Origin of the sequence: Bradyrhizobium sp. 147 (genome assembly GCF_023073935.1) — a bacterium.
Taxonomy (GTDB): domain Bacteria; phylum Pseudomonadota; class Alphaproteobacteria; order Rhizobiales; family Xanthobacteraceae; genus Bradyrhizobium.
In genome coordinates, this window is the sequence record NZ_JADPKL010000140.1 from 24,879 (window position 1) to 39,092 (window position 14,214).

General features: G+C 64.2%; 12 protein-coding genes. 10 read left to right on the forward strand and 2 right to left on the reverse strand.

Annotated elements, in window-relative coordinates; translation table 11 throughout:
- Positions 1-394: 394 nt before the first annotated feature.
- The 6 genes from IVA87_RS32340 to IVA87_RS32365 are packed head-to-tail and all read left to right on the forward strand — an operon-like array spanning position 395 to position 6,267.
- The gene (locus tag IVA87_RS32340) at positions 395-1,507 is read left to right on the forward strand and encodes a BMP family ABC transporter substrate-binding protein (RefSeq protein WP_247337085.1); all 1,113 of its coding nucleotides are present in this window, start codon (positions 395-397) and stop codon (positions 1,505-1,507) included.
- On the forward strand, positions 1,504-2,616 hold the full coding sequence (locus IVA87_RS32345; RefSeq protein WP_247337088.1) for an ABC transporter permease: 1,113 nt from the start codon (positions 1,504-1,506) through the stop codon (positions 2,614-2,616). The genes IVA87_RS32340 and IVA87_RS32345 overlap by 4 nt, the downstream gene beginning before the upstream one ends.
- Position 2,617: 1 nt before the next feature.
- A complete protein-coding gene (locus IVA87_RS32350; protein WP_247337090.1) occupies positions 2,618-3,544 on the forward strand; it encodes an ABC transporter permease in 927 nt (308 codons plus the stop codon).
- An 11-nt stretch (positions 3,545-3,555) separates the two neighbouring features.
- The gene (locus IVA87_RS32355) at positions 3,556-4,239 is read left to right on the forward strand and encodes an isochorismatase family cysteine hydrolase (protein WP_247301862.1); all 684 of its coding nucleotides are present in this window, start codon (positions 3,556-3,558) and stop codon (positions 4,237-4,239) included.
- Positions 4,236-5,768 (forward strand): ATP-binding cassette domain-containing protein, encoded by a 1,533-nt coding sequence (locus IVA87_RS32360; RefSeq protein WP_247337093.1) that lies wholly within the window; start codon positions 4,236-4,238, stop codon positions 5,766-5,768. The genes IVA87_RS32355 and IVA87_RS32360 overlap by 4 nt, the downstream gene beginning before the upstream one ends.
- A gap of 13 nt (positions 5,769-5,781) precedes the next feature.
- Positions 5,782-6,267, forward strand: a complete 486-nt coding sequence (locus tag IVA87_RS32365) for a nucleoside deaminase (protein ID WP_247301878.1) — start codon at positions 5,782-5,784, stop codon at positions 6,265-6,267.
- Positions 6,268-6,343: 76 nt separating this feature from the next.
- On the opposite strand, the gene IVA87_RS32370 is transcribed toward IVA87_RS32365, so the two are convergent.
- A complete protein-coding gene (locus IVA87_RS32370; protein WP_247337095.1) occupies positions 6,344-7,447 on the reverse strand; it encodes a hypothetical protein in 1,104 nt (367 codons plus the stop codon).
- A gap of 503 nt (positions 7,448-7,950) precedes the next feature.
- Between IVA87_RS32370 and IVA87_RS32375 the strand changes: the two genes are divergently transcribed.
- The 4 genes from IVA87_RS32375 to IVA87_RS32390 all read left to right on the forward strand — a co-directional run bounded on the left by IVA87_RS32375 (position 7,951) and on the right by IVA87_RS32390 (position 12,674).
- Positions 7,951-9,540 carry an ABC transporter ATP-binding protein gene (locus IVA87_RS32375; protein ID WP_247337098.1) on the forward strand — a complete coding sequence of 530 codons (1,590 nt, stop codon included), beginning with the start codon at positions 7,951-7,953 and terminating at the stop codon, positions 9,538-9,540.
- Positions 9,524-10,615, forward strand: a complete 1,092-nt coding sequence (locus IVA87_RS32380) for an ABC transporter permease (RefSeq protein WP_247337101.1) — start codon at positions 9,524-9,526, stop codon at positions 10,613-10,615. Before IVA87_RS32375 ends, IVA87_RS32380 begins: the two co-directional genes overlap by 17 nt.
- Positions 10,602-11,519, forward strand: coding sequence for an ABC transporter permease (locus tag IVA87_RS32385; protein ID WP_247337104.1), 918 nt, complete (start codon positions 10,602-10,604; stop codon positions 11,517-11,519). The genes IVA87_RS32380 and IVA87_RS32385 overlap by 14 nt, the downstream gene beginning before the upstream one ends.
- Before the next feature lie 78 nt (positions 11,520-11,597).
- Positions 11,598-12,674, forward strand: coding sequence for a BMP family ABC transporter substrate-binding protein (locus tag IVA87_RS32390; protein WP_247301892.1), 1,077 nt, complete (start codon positions 11,598-11,600; stop codon positions 12,672-12,674).
- A 94-nt stretch (positions 12,675-12,768) separates the two neighbouring features.
- On the opposite strand, the gene IVA87_RS32395 is transcribed toward IVA87_RS32390, so the two are convergent.
- Entirely contained in the window at positions 12,769-14,118 is a 1,350-nt protein-coding gene (locus IVA87_RS32395) for an 8-oxoguanine deaminase (protein ID WP_247337106.1), read from the reverse strand.
- Positions 14,119-14,214 lie beyond the last annotated feature (96 nt).

The window sequence follows — 14,214 nt, forward strand, 5'->3', positions numbered from 1 at the left end:
GCTTTCCATCTTTCGGGGACCGCAGCAGCGGCGGTCCTGATGACAATCGATACAAGTTGGATGCGAGCGAAAATCGCGCACTGCGCTGTCCCAATCCGGGCGTGATTAGCATGAACGCGAGTAGCCCGCCGGCAGTCTCCCGGCATGCACACGCACGGACAGGTTAAAGCTGCTTAACTACATTGCATACAATTGGGAGTTACTGCCCATAAATTAATCTGTCGATATCCTGATCAGAATTCAGGCAGCATAGAGACTCCCATACTTTCAAGACGTTATCCGCAATTGAACGCTCGGCAGCCTGTGGCACGAAGCTTGCGACACTTGTCCCGAGCTCCGCCAGATCGGCGGCAGCCGCGAGATCGAAGCGGGCATCCGCCCAGGGGAGCAAGCAATGGATTTTGGCAGGATTTCACGACGGCATTTGTTGCAAGGCGGTACGGCCCTGACCCTCGGCGCCGCGGCTGGCCTCCGCCCGGCCTTCGCAGCCGAGACGACCATCGGCTTCATCTATGTCGGCTCGCGTGACGACTACGGCTACAACCAGGCGCACGCGCAGGGGGCAGCGGGGCTGAAGAAGATTCCCGGCCTCAAGGTCATCGAGGAAGAGAAGGTGCCGGAGACCGACGCGGTCGAGAAGACGATCGAGTCCATGATCAATCTCGACGGCGCCAGCCTGCTCTTCCCGACCTCGTTCGGCTACTACAATCCGCACATGATCAAGATGGCCAACAAGTACCCGAAGCTCCGTTTCGAGCATTGCGGCGGCCTGTGGAGCGACAAGGATCCGAAGAACGCCGGCAGCTATTTCGGCTATATCGACGAAGCTCAATACATCTGCGGGATCGTCGCCGGCTACACCTCGAAGAGCGGCAAGCTCGGCTTCGTTGCGGCCAAGCCCATCCCGCAGGTGCTGCGCAACATCAACGCTTTCACGCTCGGGGCCAGGCTCGCCAATCCCAAGGCGACCACGCAGGTCATCTTCACCGGTGACTGGTCGATGCCGGTCAAGGAAGCCGAAGCCACCAACAGCCTGATCGACCAGGGCGTTGACGTGCTCACCTGCCATGTCGACGGTCCCAAGACCATGGTCGAGAATGCGGCACGACGCGGCGCCTTCGTCTGCGGCTATCACACCAACCAGTCGCCGCTCGCGCCGAAGGCGTATCTCACCGGCGCGGAGTGGAATTGGGAAGCGCTCTATCCGAAGTTCGTGAAGATGATTGCCGCCGGCGAGAGCATCCCGAACTTCTACCGCGGCGGCCTCAAGGAAGAGATCGTCAAGACATCGCCCTATGGCGAAGCGGTTTCCGCAGAGGCCCGCAAGCACGCCGACGACGTAAAAGCCAAATTCCTGTCGGCTGAAGGCTACGCCATCTTCAAGGGAGGGCTGGTCGACAACAGGGGCAGGACCGTGATCGCGGCCGGCACCGATCGCGGTCAGAAGGATCCCGAGCTCGAGAAGATGGACTATCTCGTCGAGGGTGTGATCGGAGCCACTTCGTGACAACGGAAGCTGCGGATCCCCTTGACGCGGCCGGGACGATCGCCCCGGCCGCCGATCCCGGCTTTCTCCAGCGCCACGGCGCAACAATTGAATACATCCTCATCCCGGGCGCGGCGCTCGTCGGCGCGCTCGCGGTCTTCGGCATCTTCGTCGCGATGTTCGGCAAGAATCCGCTCGACCTCTATTTCTACATGTACTACGGCGCGTTCGGCACCTGGTTCTCCTGGCAGAACACGCTCACGCGCGCTGCTCCCTTGATCCTAATAGCACTCTGCACGGCGCTGCCCGCGCAGCTCGGCATGGTCATCATCGGCGGCGAAGGCGCGCTCCTGATCGGCGCATTGTCGGCAACCAGCGCCGCATTGGCGCTCCAGGGCCTGCCGCCGCTTGTCGTCCAGACTTCCATGGTCATCGCCGGCGTGATCGGCGGAGGCTCGTGGATCATGCTGTCGGGCGGCTTGCGACAGTATCGCGGCGTCAACGAGACCATATCGAGCCTCTTGCTCGTCTACATCGCGCTCGCAATCCTCAACCATCTCGTCGAAGGCGCGATGCGCGATCCCGCGAGCCTCAACAAGCCCTCGACGCGCGAGATCGGCGCCGCCAACATGATCGGCACCATTCCCGGCACCGATGTGCATTGGGGCCTGGTGTTCGGCCTGATCGCCGCGATCGCCGCCTACGTCCTGGTCTATCACACCGTGTTCGGCTTCGCCGCGCGGATTGCCGGCGGCAACATCCGCGCCGCGAAGATCGTCGGCCTCGGCGTCGACAAGCTGATACTGACCGTTTGCTTCCTTGCCGGCGGCGCCGCTGGCCTTGCCGGCATGGTCGAGGTCGCCGCCGTGCAGGGACGCACCAATGCCAACCTTGCGGCCGGCTACGGCTTCACCGGCATTCTCGTCGCCTTCCTTGCGCGGCAAAATCCGCTCGCCATCATCCCCGTCGCCATCCTGCTCGGCGGTATCAGCGCCAGCGGCGGCCTGCTGCAACGGCGCCTGGGACTGCCGGATGCGTCCGTGCTGGTGCTCCAGGGCATCATCTTCGTCTTCGTGCTGGCCAGCGATGCGCTCTACGGCCGCACCGGGTTCCTGAAGGGAAAATCCTGAGATGGCAGACGGATCGATCGGACTGTGGACCGTCCCGCTCGCCGTGCTCGGCGGCGCCATTCGCGTCTCCACGCCGTTCCTGTTCGTGAGCTTAGGGGAATGCATCACCGAGCGCTCCGGCCGCATCAATCTCGGCCTCGAAGGCACGTTGGTGATGGGCGCGATGAGCGCCTATGGCATCTACTATCTCACGGGCTCACCGTGGCTTGGCGTGCTCGCCGCCGGCATCACCGGCGCGCTTTTGGGCGCGCTGCACGCCGGCATCTGCTCGCTGCCGCGCGTCAACGACGTTGCAGTCGGCATTGCGCTGATGCTGTTCGGCACCGGGCTTGCCTTCTACCTTGGAAAGCCGCTCATCGAGCCCACCGCGCCGCGGCTGCCCGCCATCGATTTCGGCTGGTGGAGCGACGTCCCGCAGGTCCGCGCTGCGCTGCGTGTCAACGTCCTTTTCCTGATCGGCCTCGCGGTTGCGCCGATCCTGTACTGGGCCTTCCGCACCACGCGCTGGGGCCTGCTCATCCGTACCGCTGGCGAGAGCTCGGACGCCGCGCGCGCGATGGGCCACTCCGTGCTGCTGATCCGCCTGCGCGCCACCATGGTCGGCGGCTTCCTCGCCGGCATCGGCGGCTCGTTCCTCTCGCTGTTCTATCCCGGCAGCTGGAACGAGGGACTCTCCTCGGGCCAGGGCATCACGGCGGTCGCGCTCGTGATCTTCGCACGCTGGGATCCTCTGCTGTGCCTATGGGCCTCGCTCGCCTTCGGCGGCGCCGCGGCGCTGGGGCCGGCGCTGCAATCTGTCGGCGTCACCTCCGGCTATCACCTCTTCAATGCCGCGCCCTACATCCTGACGCTGGCGATCATGATCGTCACCTGCTCGCCCAAACGCACACTGACCGGCGCCCCGGCCGAATTGTCGATCACCCGCTAGAGAGCAGGATTATGCCCGAGCGCCACATCAAATCCGAACCCTATGCCTGGCCCTACAACGGCGATCTTCGTCCCGAGAATACGGCCCTCATCATCATCGACATGCAGACCGATTTCTGCGGCGTCGGCGGTTATGTCGACAAGATGGGCTACGACCTCTCGCTGACGCGGGCACCGATCGAGCCGATCAGGAAGCTGCTCGCTGTGATGCGCAGCCAAGGCTTCCATATCATCCACACCCGTGAAGGCCACCGCCCCGATCTCTCCGATCTTCCCGCTAACAAGCGCTGGCGCTCGCGCCAGATCGGCGCCGGCATCGGCGATCCCGGGCCCTGCGGCCGCATCCTGGTGCGTGGCGAGCCCGGCTGGGACATTATCCCGGAGTTGGCACCGCTGCCGGGCGAGCCGATCATCGACAAGCCGGGCAAGGGCTCGTTCTGCGCCACCGACTTGGAGCTGATCCTGCGCGTGCGCGGCATCGATAATATCGTGCTGACCGGGATCACGACCGACGTCTGCGTTCACACTACGATGCGCGAGGCCAACGATCGCGGCTTCGAATGCGTGCTGCTGCACGATTGTTGCGGTGCGACCGACAAGAGCAACCATGACCACGCGCTGAAGATGATCAAGATGCAGGGCGGCGTGTTCGGCGCGGTCTCAACCTCCGACGCCGTCATCGGAGCGATTTCGTGATCATCGGCGAAACCCCACCGCCGTCAGGCGCCTTCGGCGTCGACGCCGTCGCCATGACGATGCGCTTCGGCGATTTCCTGGCGCTGGACAATGTCGAGCTGAAAGTGCGGCCGGGCTCCTTCCACGCGCTGCTCGGCGAAAACGGCGCCGGCAAGTCGACCCTCGTCAAATGCATCATGGGCTATTACCACGCGACCGAAGGCGGCATCCTCGTCGGCGGGCGCGAGCAGGCGATCGGCAATCCGAAGGAGGCTCACGCGCTCGGGCTCGGCATGGTCTATCAGCATTTTACGCTGGTGCCCGCGATGACCGTCGCGGAAAACCTCGTGCTGGCCCGCGACGACGTGCCGGCCGTGGTGAACTGGCCGAAGGAGATGAAGGAGCTCGAAGCGTTCTTGAGCCGCATGCCCTTCAAGGTGCCGCTCGGCGCGAAAGTCGCGGACATCTCTGCCGGCGAACGGCAGAAGTGCGAGATCCTCAAGCAGCTCTGCCTCAAGCGTCGCTTCTTGATCCTGGACGAGCCGACCTCGGTGCTAACGCCGGCAGAAGCCGACGAGGTGCTCGGCATGCTCCGCGATATGGTCGTCAGGGGCGAGCTGACCATCCTGATGATCACGCACAAGTTCCGCGAGGTCATGGCCTTCGCCGATGACGTCACGATCCTGCGCCGCGGAAAGCTCGCTGGAGCCGGCAAGGTCGCCGAGCTCACGCCGGACGCGATGGCACGCACCATGATCGGCGCCGAGCAATTGACGGTGCAGCCGCCGCGCACCGGCGCGGCTGGCCAAGCCAGGCTCGAGCTGCAAAAGCTTCGCGCACTCGACGATGCCGGCGCAGTCGCCGTGCATGACGTCTCGCTCACCGTCCGCGCCGGCGAGATCGTCGGCATTGCAGGTGTTTCTGGCAACGGCCAACGCCAACTGGTCGAGGTGCTGGCGGGCCAGCGCGAGGCCGAAAGCGGCGAGATCCGTGTTGCCGGCGATCCCTACCGCGCCAGCCGTGAGGAAATGCGGCGGCACAAGATGTCGCTTCTGCCCGAGGAGCCGCTGAAGAACGCCTGCGTCGGCGGCATGAGCGTCGCCGACAACATCGCCTTCCGTGAATTCGACCGTGCACCCTTCGCCCGTGGCGGCTGGTGGCTCAATCGCGGCGCCTTTCGCGACGACGCCAGGACGAAGATCGCGCAGTACAAGATCAAGACCCGCACGCCGGACACGCCGATCTCGGCCCTGTCGGGCGGCAACGTGCAACGCGCCGTGCTCGCCCGTGAGCTAGGCGGCGATGTCGAGGTTCTGATCGCGGCCAATCCCTGTTTCGGCCTCGACTTCGCCGCGGTGGCGCAGATCCACGCCGAGATCATGGCCGCGCGCAACCGCGGCGCCGCCGTGCTGCTCGCCAGCGAGGACCTTGATGAGCTGCTCGAACTGTCCGACCGGCTGGTGGTGATGTTCCACGGCGAATTCGTGTATGAAGCACCGACCAGCGAGGCCGATCTCACCGTGATCGGCCGGCACATGGCGGGACACTGACCAGGGACTAGCGATGAGCGGCGCATCCGAGTGGGACGAGCACTTTCTGCGTCTAGCCTTCGCGGTCGCCCGCCGTTCCCTCACCCACGGCAATCATCCCTTCGGCTGCATCGTCGTCGATGCCGACGGCAACGTGCTGATCGAGACCGAGAACGGCTATCTGCCGGATCATGACGGCACCGCGCATGCCGAGCGCCTGGCGGCGACGCAGGCCTGCCGCACGCTCAGTCGCGAGGTGTTGGCGATGGCGACGCTCTATTCCTCCGCAGAACCCTGCGCGATGTGTTCTGGCGCGATCTACTGGGCCGGCATCGGCCGCGTGGTCTACGGTCTCAGCGAGCACCGCCTGCGCGGCCTTACCGGCAACCATCCGGAGAATCCGACGCTCGACCTGCCCTGCCGCGAGGTCTTTGCCAGCGGACAGCGCCCGACCGAGGTGGTCGGGCCTTTGCTGGAGGACGAGGCCGAGGCGCTGCACGAGGGCGTGTGGACGAAGTAGCAGCATATCCAAAAGGGATGACGCCGCGGAGGTTCGACGCGGCGCCATCGTCTTTCACCTGGAGAGCGTCAGATGACTAGAACTTTACGGTGATACCGGAGTAGAGCGAGGACTCGGTGCAGGAGCCGGTGCTCACCGTCCGGCCACCGACGGCCGTGGTACAGCCGACGGCAAGATTGTGATCGAGGCCGAATTTGTTCTGCCAATAGCGATAGGCCACCCAGACATCCACGAAGTGGGAGTACTTGTCACCCCAGGCTGCCTTCGAGGCATCGAAGGTCAGACGGATCGGTTCTGAGTTTAGCTCAACCGCGGTGTTGTAGACGCCATTCGCCGGGCTGTAGGGCAGCGGTTCGGTGTCGGTGCCCTTCTTGCCGTACCAGCCGGCACGGCCGCTGATCGAGAAGTACTGCACGTTCGGCGGCAGGAAGCCGAGGTCCATGTAGTAATTGACTTCGACAGCCCAGGTCGGCTTGAACGACGTGTTGCCGTCCGCCAGACACGTGATTCCGGGAACGCCCGGGCCGAACAGGCCACACTGGCTGAAGGAATTGTGGTTGGCGAACTCCCAATAGACCAGCGGCGCGACGTTGATGTAGCCCTTGTAGGGCAGGTCGAACGCAAACTGCAGACCGCCGACGACGTCGCGCTTGGCGGCGCCGAAATACCTGTTCTCGGTATTGGCGTCCATGCCGACTTCGAACGAGATGTTGTGCAGCGGCCCCGCGCTGAAAGCCTTGGTGTCGAAGAGCTCGTTCCAGCCGAAAGTCGAACGGAACAGGCCATAGATTTCGGTCGCCCCGGCGCAGGATGCCGGCGTGCCGAAGATCGTGCCCGCATTGGTGCACGGCCCCGCCGGGTCATTGTGATCCGACTTGTACATCGAGATGGTGAAGAAGTTCGTGCCGTACGCCCAGGCGTCGAAATGGGTGAACGAGTAGACCTGCTTTGTGGTCTTGCTGTTGATCGACCCATCCGGCCGGAACGACCACGCGCCCGGCTGCGAAGCGTTGAAGATGTACGAGAAGGTGACGCGGTTATCGATGACCAGGAAGAACGGAAGGTCCGGCGCCTTCTTGGCCGCCTTCACCGGCAGATCCGCCGCCTGAGCTAGGCCACCGCTGGCCAGCGTAGCAAGTGACAGCGCCGCTGCTGCCATTGCCGTGTAACGAAACGACATCCTGAATACCCCCAAGTTTGGACGTTTAAAAATGAACGTCCCTGGGTGCGACACTTGCGCCGATCTCCCGGAGTGCGAAGCCTCAACTTTTCACATGGCGTGCCGTTTGTTTCGGCAGCACGCGACGAATCAGGGAGGAGATTTCAAAGTGCCCGCACGCGGTAAGCACGAGCGGCGAGGATCGCTATTGCCGAACATTCCCGATTGTTTTTATTCGGATTTTCTGATCGCGCCCCGAGTTGAAGCAGCCGTCGCGACCGCTGTGCTCTGAGCGATGGATGGACGGCCCTACGATTGCTCAACATGGCGTCAAGCTTGCCCAGAGGGTTCCGATTTGGCGTGAACCGTCACAAAATTGCAACAGGCACCGCAGCGATCGTCACTCGATACCCATGGACCGGCACACGGCACTGCCACGCCTGCCGCGGCGTTGAGCAAGGCATGACGCTTTTTCGCATCTTACGCGGCGGGTCAAACTAGCTCAGTATTGAGCCACTTCATCCATGCCGATGCATCAGCGAATGTTCGATCCGACGCTTCAAGGCCTGCATTCCAGCGAGCCCCCGCTGCTTCAAACGGTTGGGCTCACCAAACGCTATGGGGACTTCATCGCCAACGATTCCATCGACATCGAGATCCGGCCGAGGGAAATCCACGCGTTGCTCGGCGAGAACGGCGCCGGCAAGTCGACGCTGGTCAAGGCAATCTACGGATTGATCCAGCCCAGCGCGGGCGAGATCCGCTGGCACGGCGAACCAATCGTGCTGTCCGGTCCCTCCGACGCGCGCAGCCGCGGCATCGGCATGGTGTTCCAGCATTTCTCGCTGTTCGACAATCTCACCGTCGCCGAGAACGTCGCGCTCGGCCTCGATGGCAAGGAACCCTTCAAGGACATGTCGGCGCGGCTGGAGCAGGTGTCGAAGACCTACGGACTGCCGCTCGATCCCCGGCGCGAGGTCTGGCAATTGTCGGTCGGCGAGCGCCAACGTATCGAGATCGTCCGCGCGCTGATGCAGGATCCGAAATTTCTGATCCTGGACGAGCCCACCGCGGTGCTGACGCCGCAGGAGGCCGACCAGCTCTTCATCGTGCTGGAGCGGCTCAAGGCCGAAGGCCGCGCCATCCTCTATATCAGCCACAAGTTAGACGAAGTGAAGCGGCTGTGCGACACCGCAACGATCCTGCGCGGCGGCAGGAACATCGAGACCTGCAATCCCCAGCGCGAGACCGCCGCCTCGCTCGCGCGCATGATGGTCGGCGGCGAGATCAAGCAAGTGAGGGCCGCATCCGGTCGCAAGACCACTGTGCCGCGGCTCGTCGTCAACGATCTCTCGCTGGCCCCTGCCGGGGCGCATGGCGTGCGGCTCGAGCACATTTCGTTCGAGCTGAAGGGCGGCGAGATCCTGGGCATCGCCGGCGTCGCCGGCAACGGCCAGGATGAGCTGTTCGCCGCGCTGTCCGGCGAGCGCCTGTCGAAGGACCCCGGCACCGTCGTGATCGAGGGTATCGCCGCCGGCCACCTCTCGATCACGCAGCGGCGCAAGCTGGGCGCCGCCTTCGTTCCCGAGGAGCGGCTCGGTCACGGCACTGCACCGCGCATGAAGCTGTCCGAGAATGCGCTGCTCACCGGGCATGCCGCCAGCGGCATGGTTCGTCACGGCTTCATCGATACCGCGGCGACGCTCAAGACCGTCGACCGCGCGACCGAAACGTTCGACGTGCGCAAGGCCAGGCGCGATCCGGAAGCAGCATCGCTTTCCGGCGGCAATCTGCAGAAATTCATCGTCGGACGCGAGATCCTGCGTAACCCCGCGGTGCTGGTGGTGAGCCAGCCGACCTGGGGCGTCGACGCCGGCGCCGCCGCAATCATCCGCCAGGCGCTGCTTGATCTCGCAACCGCAGGCGCCGCGCTGCTCGTAACCAGCCAGGACCTCGACGAGCTCGCGGAGATCGCCGACCGCATCGCCGTGATGTTTCACGGCCGGCTGTCGGCTCCACTCGCCGCCAGCGAGGCGAGCCGCGAAAAGCTCGGTCTTCTGATGGGCGGCAGCAGCCTGGAGCCGAAGGAAGCCACGCATGCAGTTGGTGCTTGAGAAGCGCGCCGAGCGCTCCAACACGATCGCGCTGATCTCGCCGCTGATCGCGATCGGCCTGACGATCATGACGATGGTCATCCTGTTCGCGATCCTCGGCAAGAATCCGCTGCTCGCGTTGCATGCCTATTTTATCGCGCCCCTGACCGATGGCTACTCGCTCCAGGAGATCGCCGTGAAGGCGACACCGCTGGTGATGATCGCGATCGGGCTCTCGCTCTGCTATCTCGCCAATGCCTGGAATATCGGCGCCGAGGGACAATTCCTGATCGGCGCCGTCGCCGGAAGCTGGATCGCGGTGAAGACGCAAGGTACTGACGTCGGCGCTTGGGTTTTGCCGGCCATGCTCGTGCTCGCCGCCGCCGCGGGCGCACTCTATGCGCTGATTCCGGCGATCTGCAAGGTGAAGTTCGGCGCCAGCGAAATCCTGACCAGCCTGATGCTGGTCTATGTCGCCGACCTCTTCCTCGACTATCTCGTGCGCGGGCCCTGGCGCGATCCGCACGGCTTCAACTTCCCGACCACGGCCGAGTTCGATCCGATAGCGACGGTGCCGCTGCTGATCGAAGGCGGCAGGCTGCATCTCGGCGCGATGATTGCCCTGCTCGTCGTCGCAGCCGTGGCGGTCCTGCTGGGGCGCACCATCAAGGGCTTTGAGATCCGCGTGGTTGGCGCAGCGCCGCGTGCCGCGCGGTTCGGCGGCTTCAATGCCAACCAGCTCGTCATCCTCACCTTCGCCATCTCCGGCGCGCTGGCGGGCCTCGCCGGCATCATCGAGGTCGCGGGCCCCGTCGGGCATCTTCAGCCCGGCATTTCGCCTGGTTACGGCTTTACTGCGATCATCGTGGCCTTCCTCGGCCGGCTAAACCCGCTTGGAATATTAATTGCAGGCCTGTTCCTCGCATTGACCTTTATCGGCGGCGAGCAGGCACAGATCGCGATGAAGATTCCGTTGGATGTCACCAAGGTTTTCCAGGGCATTTTGCTGTTCTACGTGCTCGCCTGCGATTCCCTCATTCTCTACCGTTTCAAGCTGGTCTTCCCGAACCGACAGGTGACCCGTGGAGCTGGTTGAGGCCATCATTCTCGCGGTGCTCGCGGCGTCGACGCCGCTGCTGATTGCTGCGACCGGTGAGCTCGTGACCGAGCGCTCCGGCGTGCTCAATCTCGGTGTTGAGGGCATGATGATCGTCGGTGCGGCCTGCGGCTTTGCCGGCGCGTGGCTCACCGAATCCACCTTCATTGGTGCGCTGTTCGGCATCGTCGCGGGCACGTTGATGTCACTGATCTTCGCGCTGATGACGCTCGGGCTCGCCGTCAACCAAGTTGCGACGGGTCTCGCGCTGACCATCCTCGGCATCGGGCTCTCCGGCCTGATCGGCGCCGGCTTCGTCGGAGAGCGCATCACGCCGGCAGTGCACCTCACCATTCCCGGCGTCACCGAGATCCCGCTGATCGGGCGCGTGCTGTTCGGCGAGGACGGTTTCGTCTACTTCTCGGTCGCACTGATCGTCGGCGTCTGGTGGTTCCTGCACCGCACGCGTGCGGGATTGATCCTGCGCGCCTGTGGCGACAATCATGCCTCCGCGCATGCGCTCGGCTATCCCGTGCTGCGCATCCGCACCTTTGCCGTCATGTTCGGTGGCGCCTGCGCAGGGCTTGCGGGCGCTTATCTGCCGCTGGCCTATACCCCGTTCTTCATTCCCGGCATGACGGCAGGCCGCGGCTGGATCGCACTGGCGCTGGTCGTGTTCTCGTCCTGGCGGCCGGGCCGGCTCGTCGTTGGTGCTTATCTCTTCGGCGCCGTGACGATCCTGCAATTGCACGCACAAGGCTGGGGCGTCGGCATTCCCTCGCAGTTCATGTCCGCGCTGCCCTATCTCGCAACCGTTATCGTCCTGGTCCTGCTCTCCCGCGCGCGCACCGGCGGCTCGACCGCGCCGGCCGCGCTCGGCACCGTGTTCGTGCCTGACCGCTGAGTTTTCATTTCCGCAGCGTGCGCGATGGGGCGCGCGCGTTGCGGATCATGGCTTTCCCCTGATGTTTGGAGACTGATGATGAGGAAATCACTTCTTGCGCTGGCTGCCGGGCTTTTGCTTGGCGGGAGCTTCGGTGCAGCGTCCGCCGCCGACAAGCTGAAGGTCGGCTTCATCTATCTGGGTCCGATCGGAGACCTCGGCTGGACCTATCAGCATGATCTCGCCCGCCAGGCGCTGGTGAAGGAATTGGGCGATAAGATCGAGACCACCTATCTCGAGAACGTGCCCGAAGGCCCGGACGCCGAGCGCTCCATCGAGCAGCTCGTCCGCGCCGGCAACAAGCTGATCTTCACGACATCATTCGGCTACATGGACCCGACGCTCAAGGTCGCCAAGAAGTACCCGAACGTGCATTTCGAGCACGCCACCGGCTACAAGCGCAACCCGAACATGTCGACCTATTCGGCGAAATGGTATCAGGGCCGCTACATTCAAGGCCTGATCGCGGCCAAGATGTCGAAGTCCGGCGTGCTGGGCTATATCGGCTCGTTCCCGATTCCGGAAGTCGTCTCCGGCATCAACGCGACGATGCTGGCGGCGCAGACCATCAACCCGAACATCAAGGTCAAGATCATCTGGGCCAACACCTGGTTCGATCCGGGCAAAGAGGCCGACGCCGCCAAGGCGTTGATCGATCAGGGCGCCGACGTCATCATGCAGCACACGGATTCTCCGGCCGCGATGCAGATCGCGAGCGAGCGCGGCAAGCTCGCCTTCGGCCAGGATTCCGAGATGATCAAGTTCGGACCCAAGACCCAGCTGACCTCGATCCTCGACACCTGGGGCCCCTACTACATCGAGCGCGTCAAGGCCGAGCTCGCCGGCACCTGGAAATCCGAGGACACCTGGGGCGGCCTCGACAGCCACATGTTCGCGATGGCGCCCTATACCAACATGCCTGATGACGTGAAGAAAATGGCCGAGGATGCCCAGGCCGCGATCACAGCCGGCAAGCTGCACCCGTTCAAATGCCCGATCATTGGGCAGGACGGCAAGCCGGTCGAGTGCAAGGGCGGCGATCACCTCGATGACGGCCAGATTCTCGGCATGAATTTCTACGTGAAGGGCATCGACGACAAGCTTCCGGGCAAGTAGCACGCTTCTTGCTTTGACCAGATCACCTGCTCCTCCCGGAGGAGGTTCGGAGGGGGTGGCCAGAAGCACCCGGCACTTGTGGTCGCCCCCTCTTTTATCTCAGATGCATGCTGCGCGCCGCCGAGCTGTGGCGGCGGATGAGGTCCGCCACATCGAGGCCCGGGATGGCGCCATCAACCACGGCCCATCGTCCCGCAACCATCACCCGATCGGCCCGATGCGCCCCGCACAGCACCAATGCCGCCAGCGGATCGCCATGGCCGGAGAAGCGCAGCTCGTCGAGCTTGAACAGCGCGAGATCGGCGGCCTTGTCGACCGCGATCTCGCCGAGTTCCGGACGGCCCACGCACGCCGCCGAGCCCCTGGTGGCCCAGCGCAGCGCGTCCTTGTGGCTGACCTTTGTCACGCCGTAACGGGCCCGTTGCAGCAGGAATGCGGCGCGCACCTCCTGCATCAGGTTCGACCCGTCGTTGGAGGCTGAGCCGTCGACGCCGATGCCGACGCCGACGCCGGCCTCCTCCATCTCGCAGACGGGACAGCAGCCGGACGCCAGCAGCTGGTTGCTGCACGCGCAATGGCTGATCGTCGTCCTGGCCTTACCGAGCCGCTTGATCTCGTCGGCTTTGAAGAAAATTCCGTGAGCGAGCCAGGTTCGCGCATGCAGCCAGCCGCATTGTTCGAGATAGTCGAGCGGGCGGCAGCCATACATCTGCTCGCAGAACTTGTTCTCGTCCTCGGTCTCGGCGAGATGGGTGTGCAGGCGCACATCGAGCTTGTCGGCGAGCTCGGCAGTGGCGCGCATCAAGGATGTCGTCACGGAGAATGGCGAGCACGGCGCGAGCGCGATCTGCACCATCGCATCCGCACCGCGCTGATGATGCTTGGCGACCACGCGCGCGCTGTCGGCGAGAATGGTGTCCTCGTCCTGCACGACGCTGTCGGGCGGCAGGCCGCCGTCGCGCTGCGACAGGTTCATCGAGCCGCGCGTGAGCAACACGCGCACACCGAGCCGCTCCGCCACCGCCACCTCGATATCGACAGCGTCTTCGAGACCTGCCGGGAATACGTAATGGTGATCGGTCGTCGTCGTGCAGCCCGACAACAGCAGTTCCGACATCGCGACGATGACGCCGAGCTCCAGCGCCTCCGGCGTCAGCTTCGCCCACACGGGATAAAGCGCCTGGAGCCAGGGAAACAGCTCGCGATCCATCGCCGCCGGCAGCGCCCGCGTCAGCGTCTGGTAGAAATGGTGATGTGTATTGATGAGGCCGGGCAGTACGACGTGTTCACCGGCATCGAACACCGCGACATCCGCGGTCGCAGGCGTCCCGCCAGCCGGCACCAGTTCGACAATCCGGCCATCCTTCACCACGACCCCGCGCTCGGCCCCGTCGGCGAGGACGGCCAGGGGGTCCCTGATCCAGATCGCACTTGCGTCGGTCATGATTGCCGCTTCTCCTCACATCCCTGATGGCGGGCCTGCAAGGCCGAGGCCAGGCCCATTGCGTTCCGGCTGCGACTTGTTGTTGCGACTTGGCTC

What these genes read in the sequence shown, in the direction of transcription:
- IVA87_RS32340 (WP_247337085.1), top strand. Translation starts at nt 395, where the DNA reads ATGGATTTTGGCAGGATTTCACGACGGCATTTGTTGCAAGGCGGTACG.
- IVA87_RS32350 (WP_247337090.1), top strand. Translation starts at nt 2,618, where the DNA reads ATGGCAGACGGATCGATCGGACTGTGGACCGTCCCGCTCGCCGTGCTC.
- IVA87_RS32355 (WP_247301862.1), top strand. Translation starts at nt 3,556, where the DNA reads ATGCCCGAGCGCCACATCAAATCCGAACCCTATGCCTGGCCCTACAAC.
- IVA87_RS32365 (WP_247301878.1), top strand. Translation starts at nt 5,782, where the DNA reads ATGAGCGGCGCATCCGAGTGGGACGAGCACTTTCTGCGTCTAGCCTTC.
- IVA87_RS32370 (WP_247337095.1), bottom strand. Translation starts at nt 7,447, where the DNA reads ATGTCGTTTCGTTACACGGCAATGGCAGCAGCGGCGCTGTCACTTGCT.
- IVA87_RS32375 (WP_247337098.1), top strand. Translation starts at nt 7,951, where the DNA reads ATGCCGATGCATCAGCGAATGTTCGATCCGACGCTTCAAGGCCTGCAT.
- IVA87_RS32380 (WP_247337101.1), top strand. Translation starts at nt 9,524, where the DNA reads ATGCAGTTGGTGCTTGAGAAGCGCGCCGAGCGCTCCAACACGATCGCG.
- IVA87_RS32390 (WP_247301892.1), top strand. Translation starts at nt 11,598, where the DNA reads ATGAGGAAATCACTTCTTGCGCTGGCTGCCGGGCTTTTGCTTGGCGGG.
- IVA87_RS32395 (WP_247337106.1), bottom strand. Translation starts at nt 14,118, where the DNA reads ATGACCGACGCAAGTGCGATCTGGATCAGGGACCCCCTGGCCGTCCTC.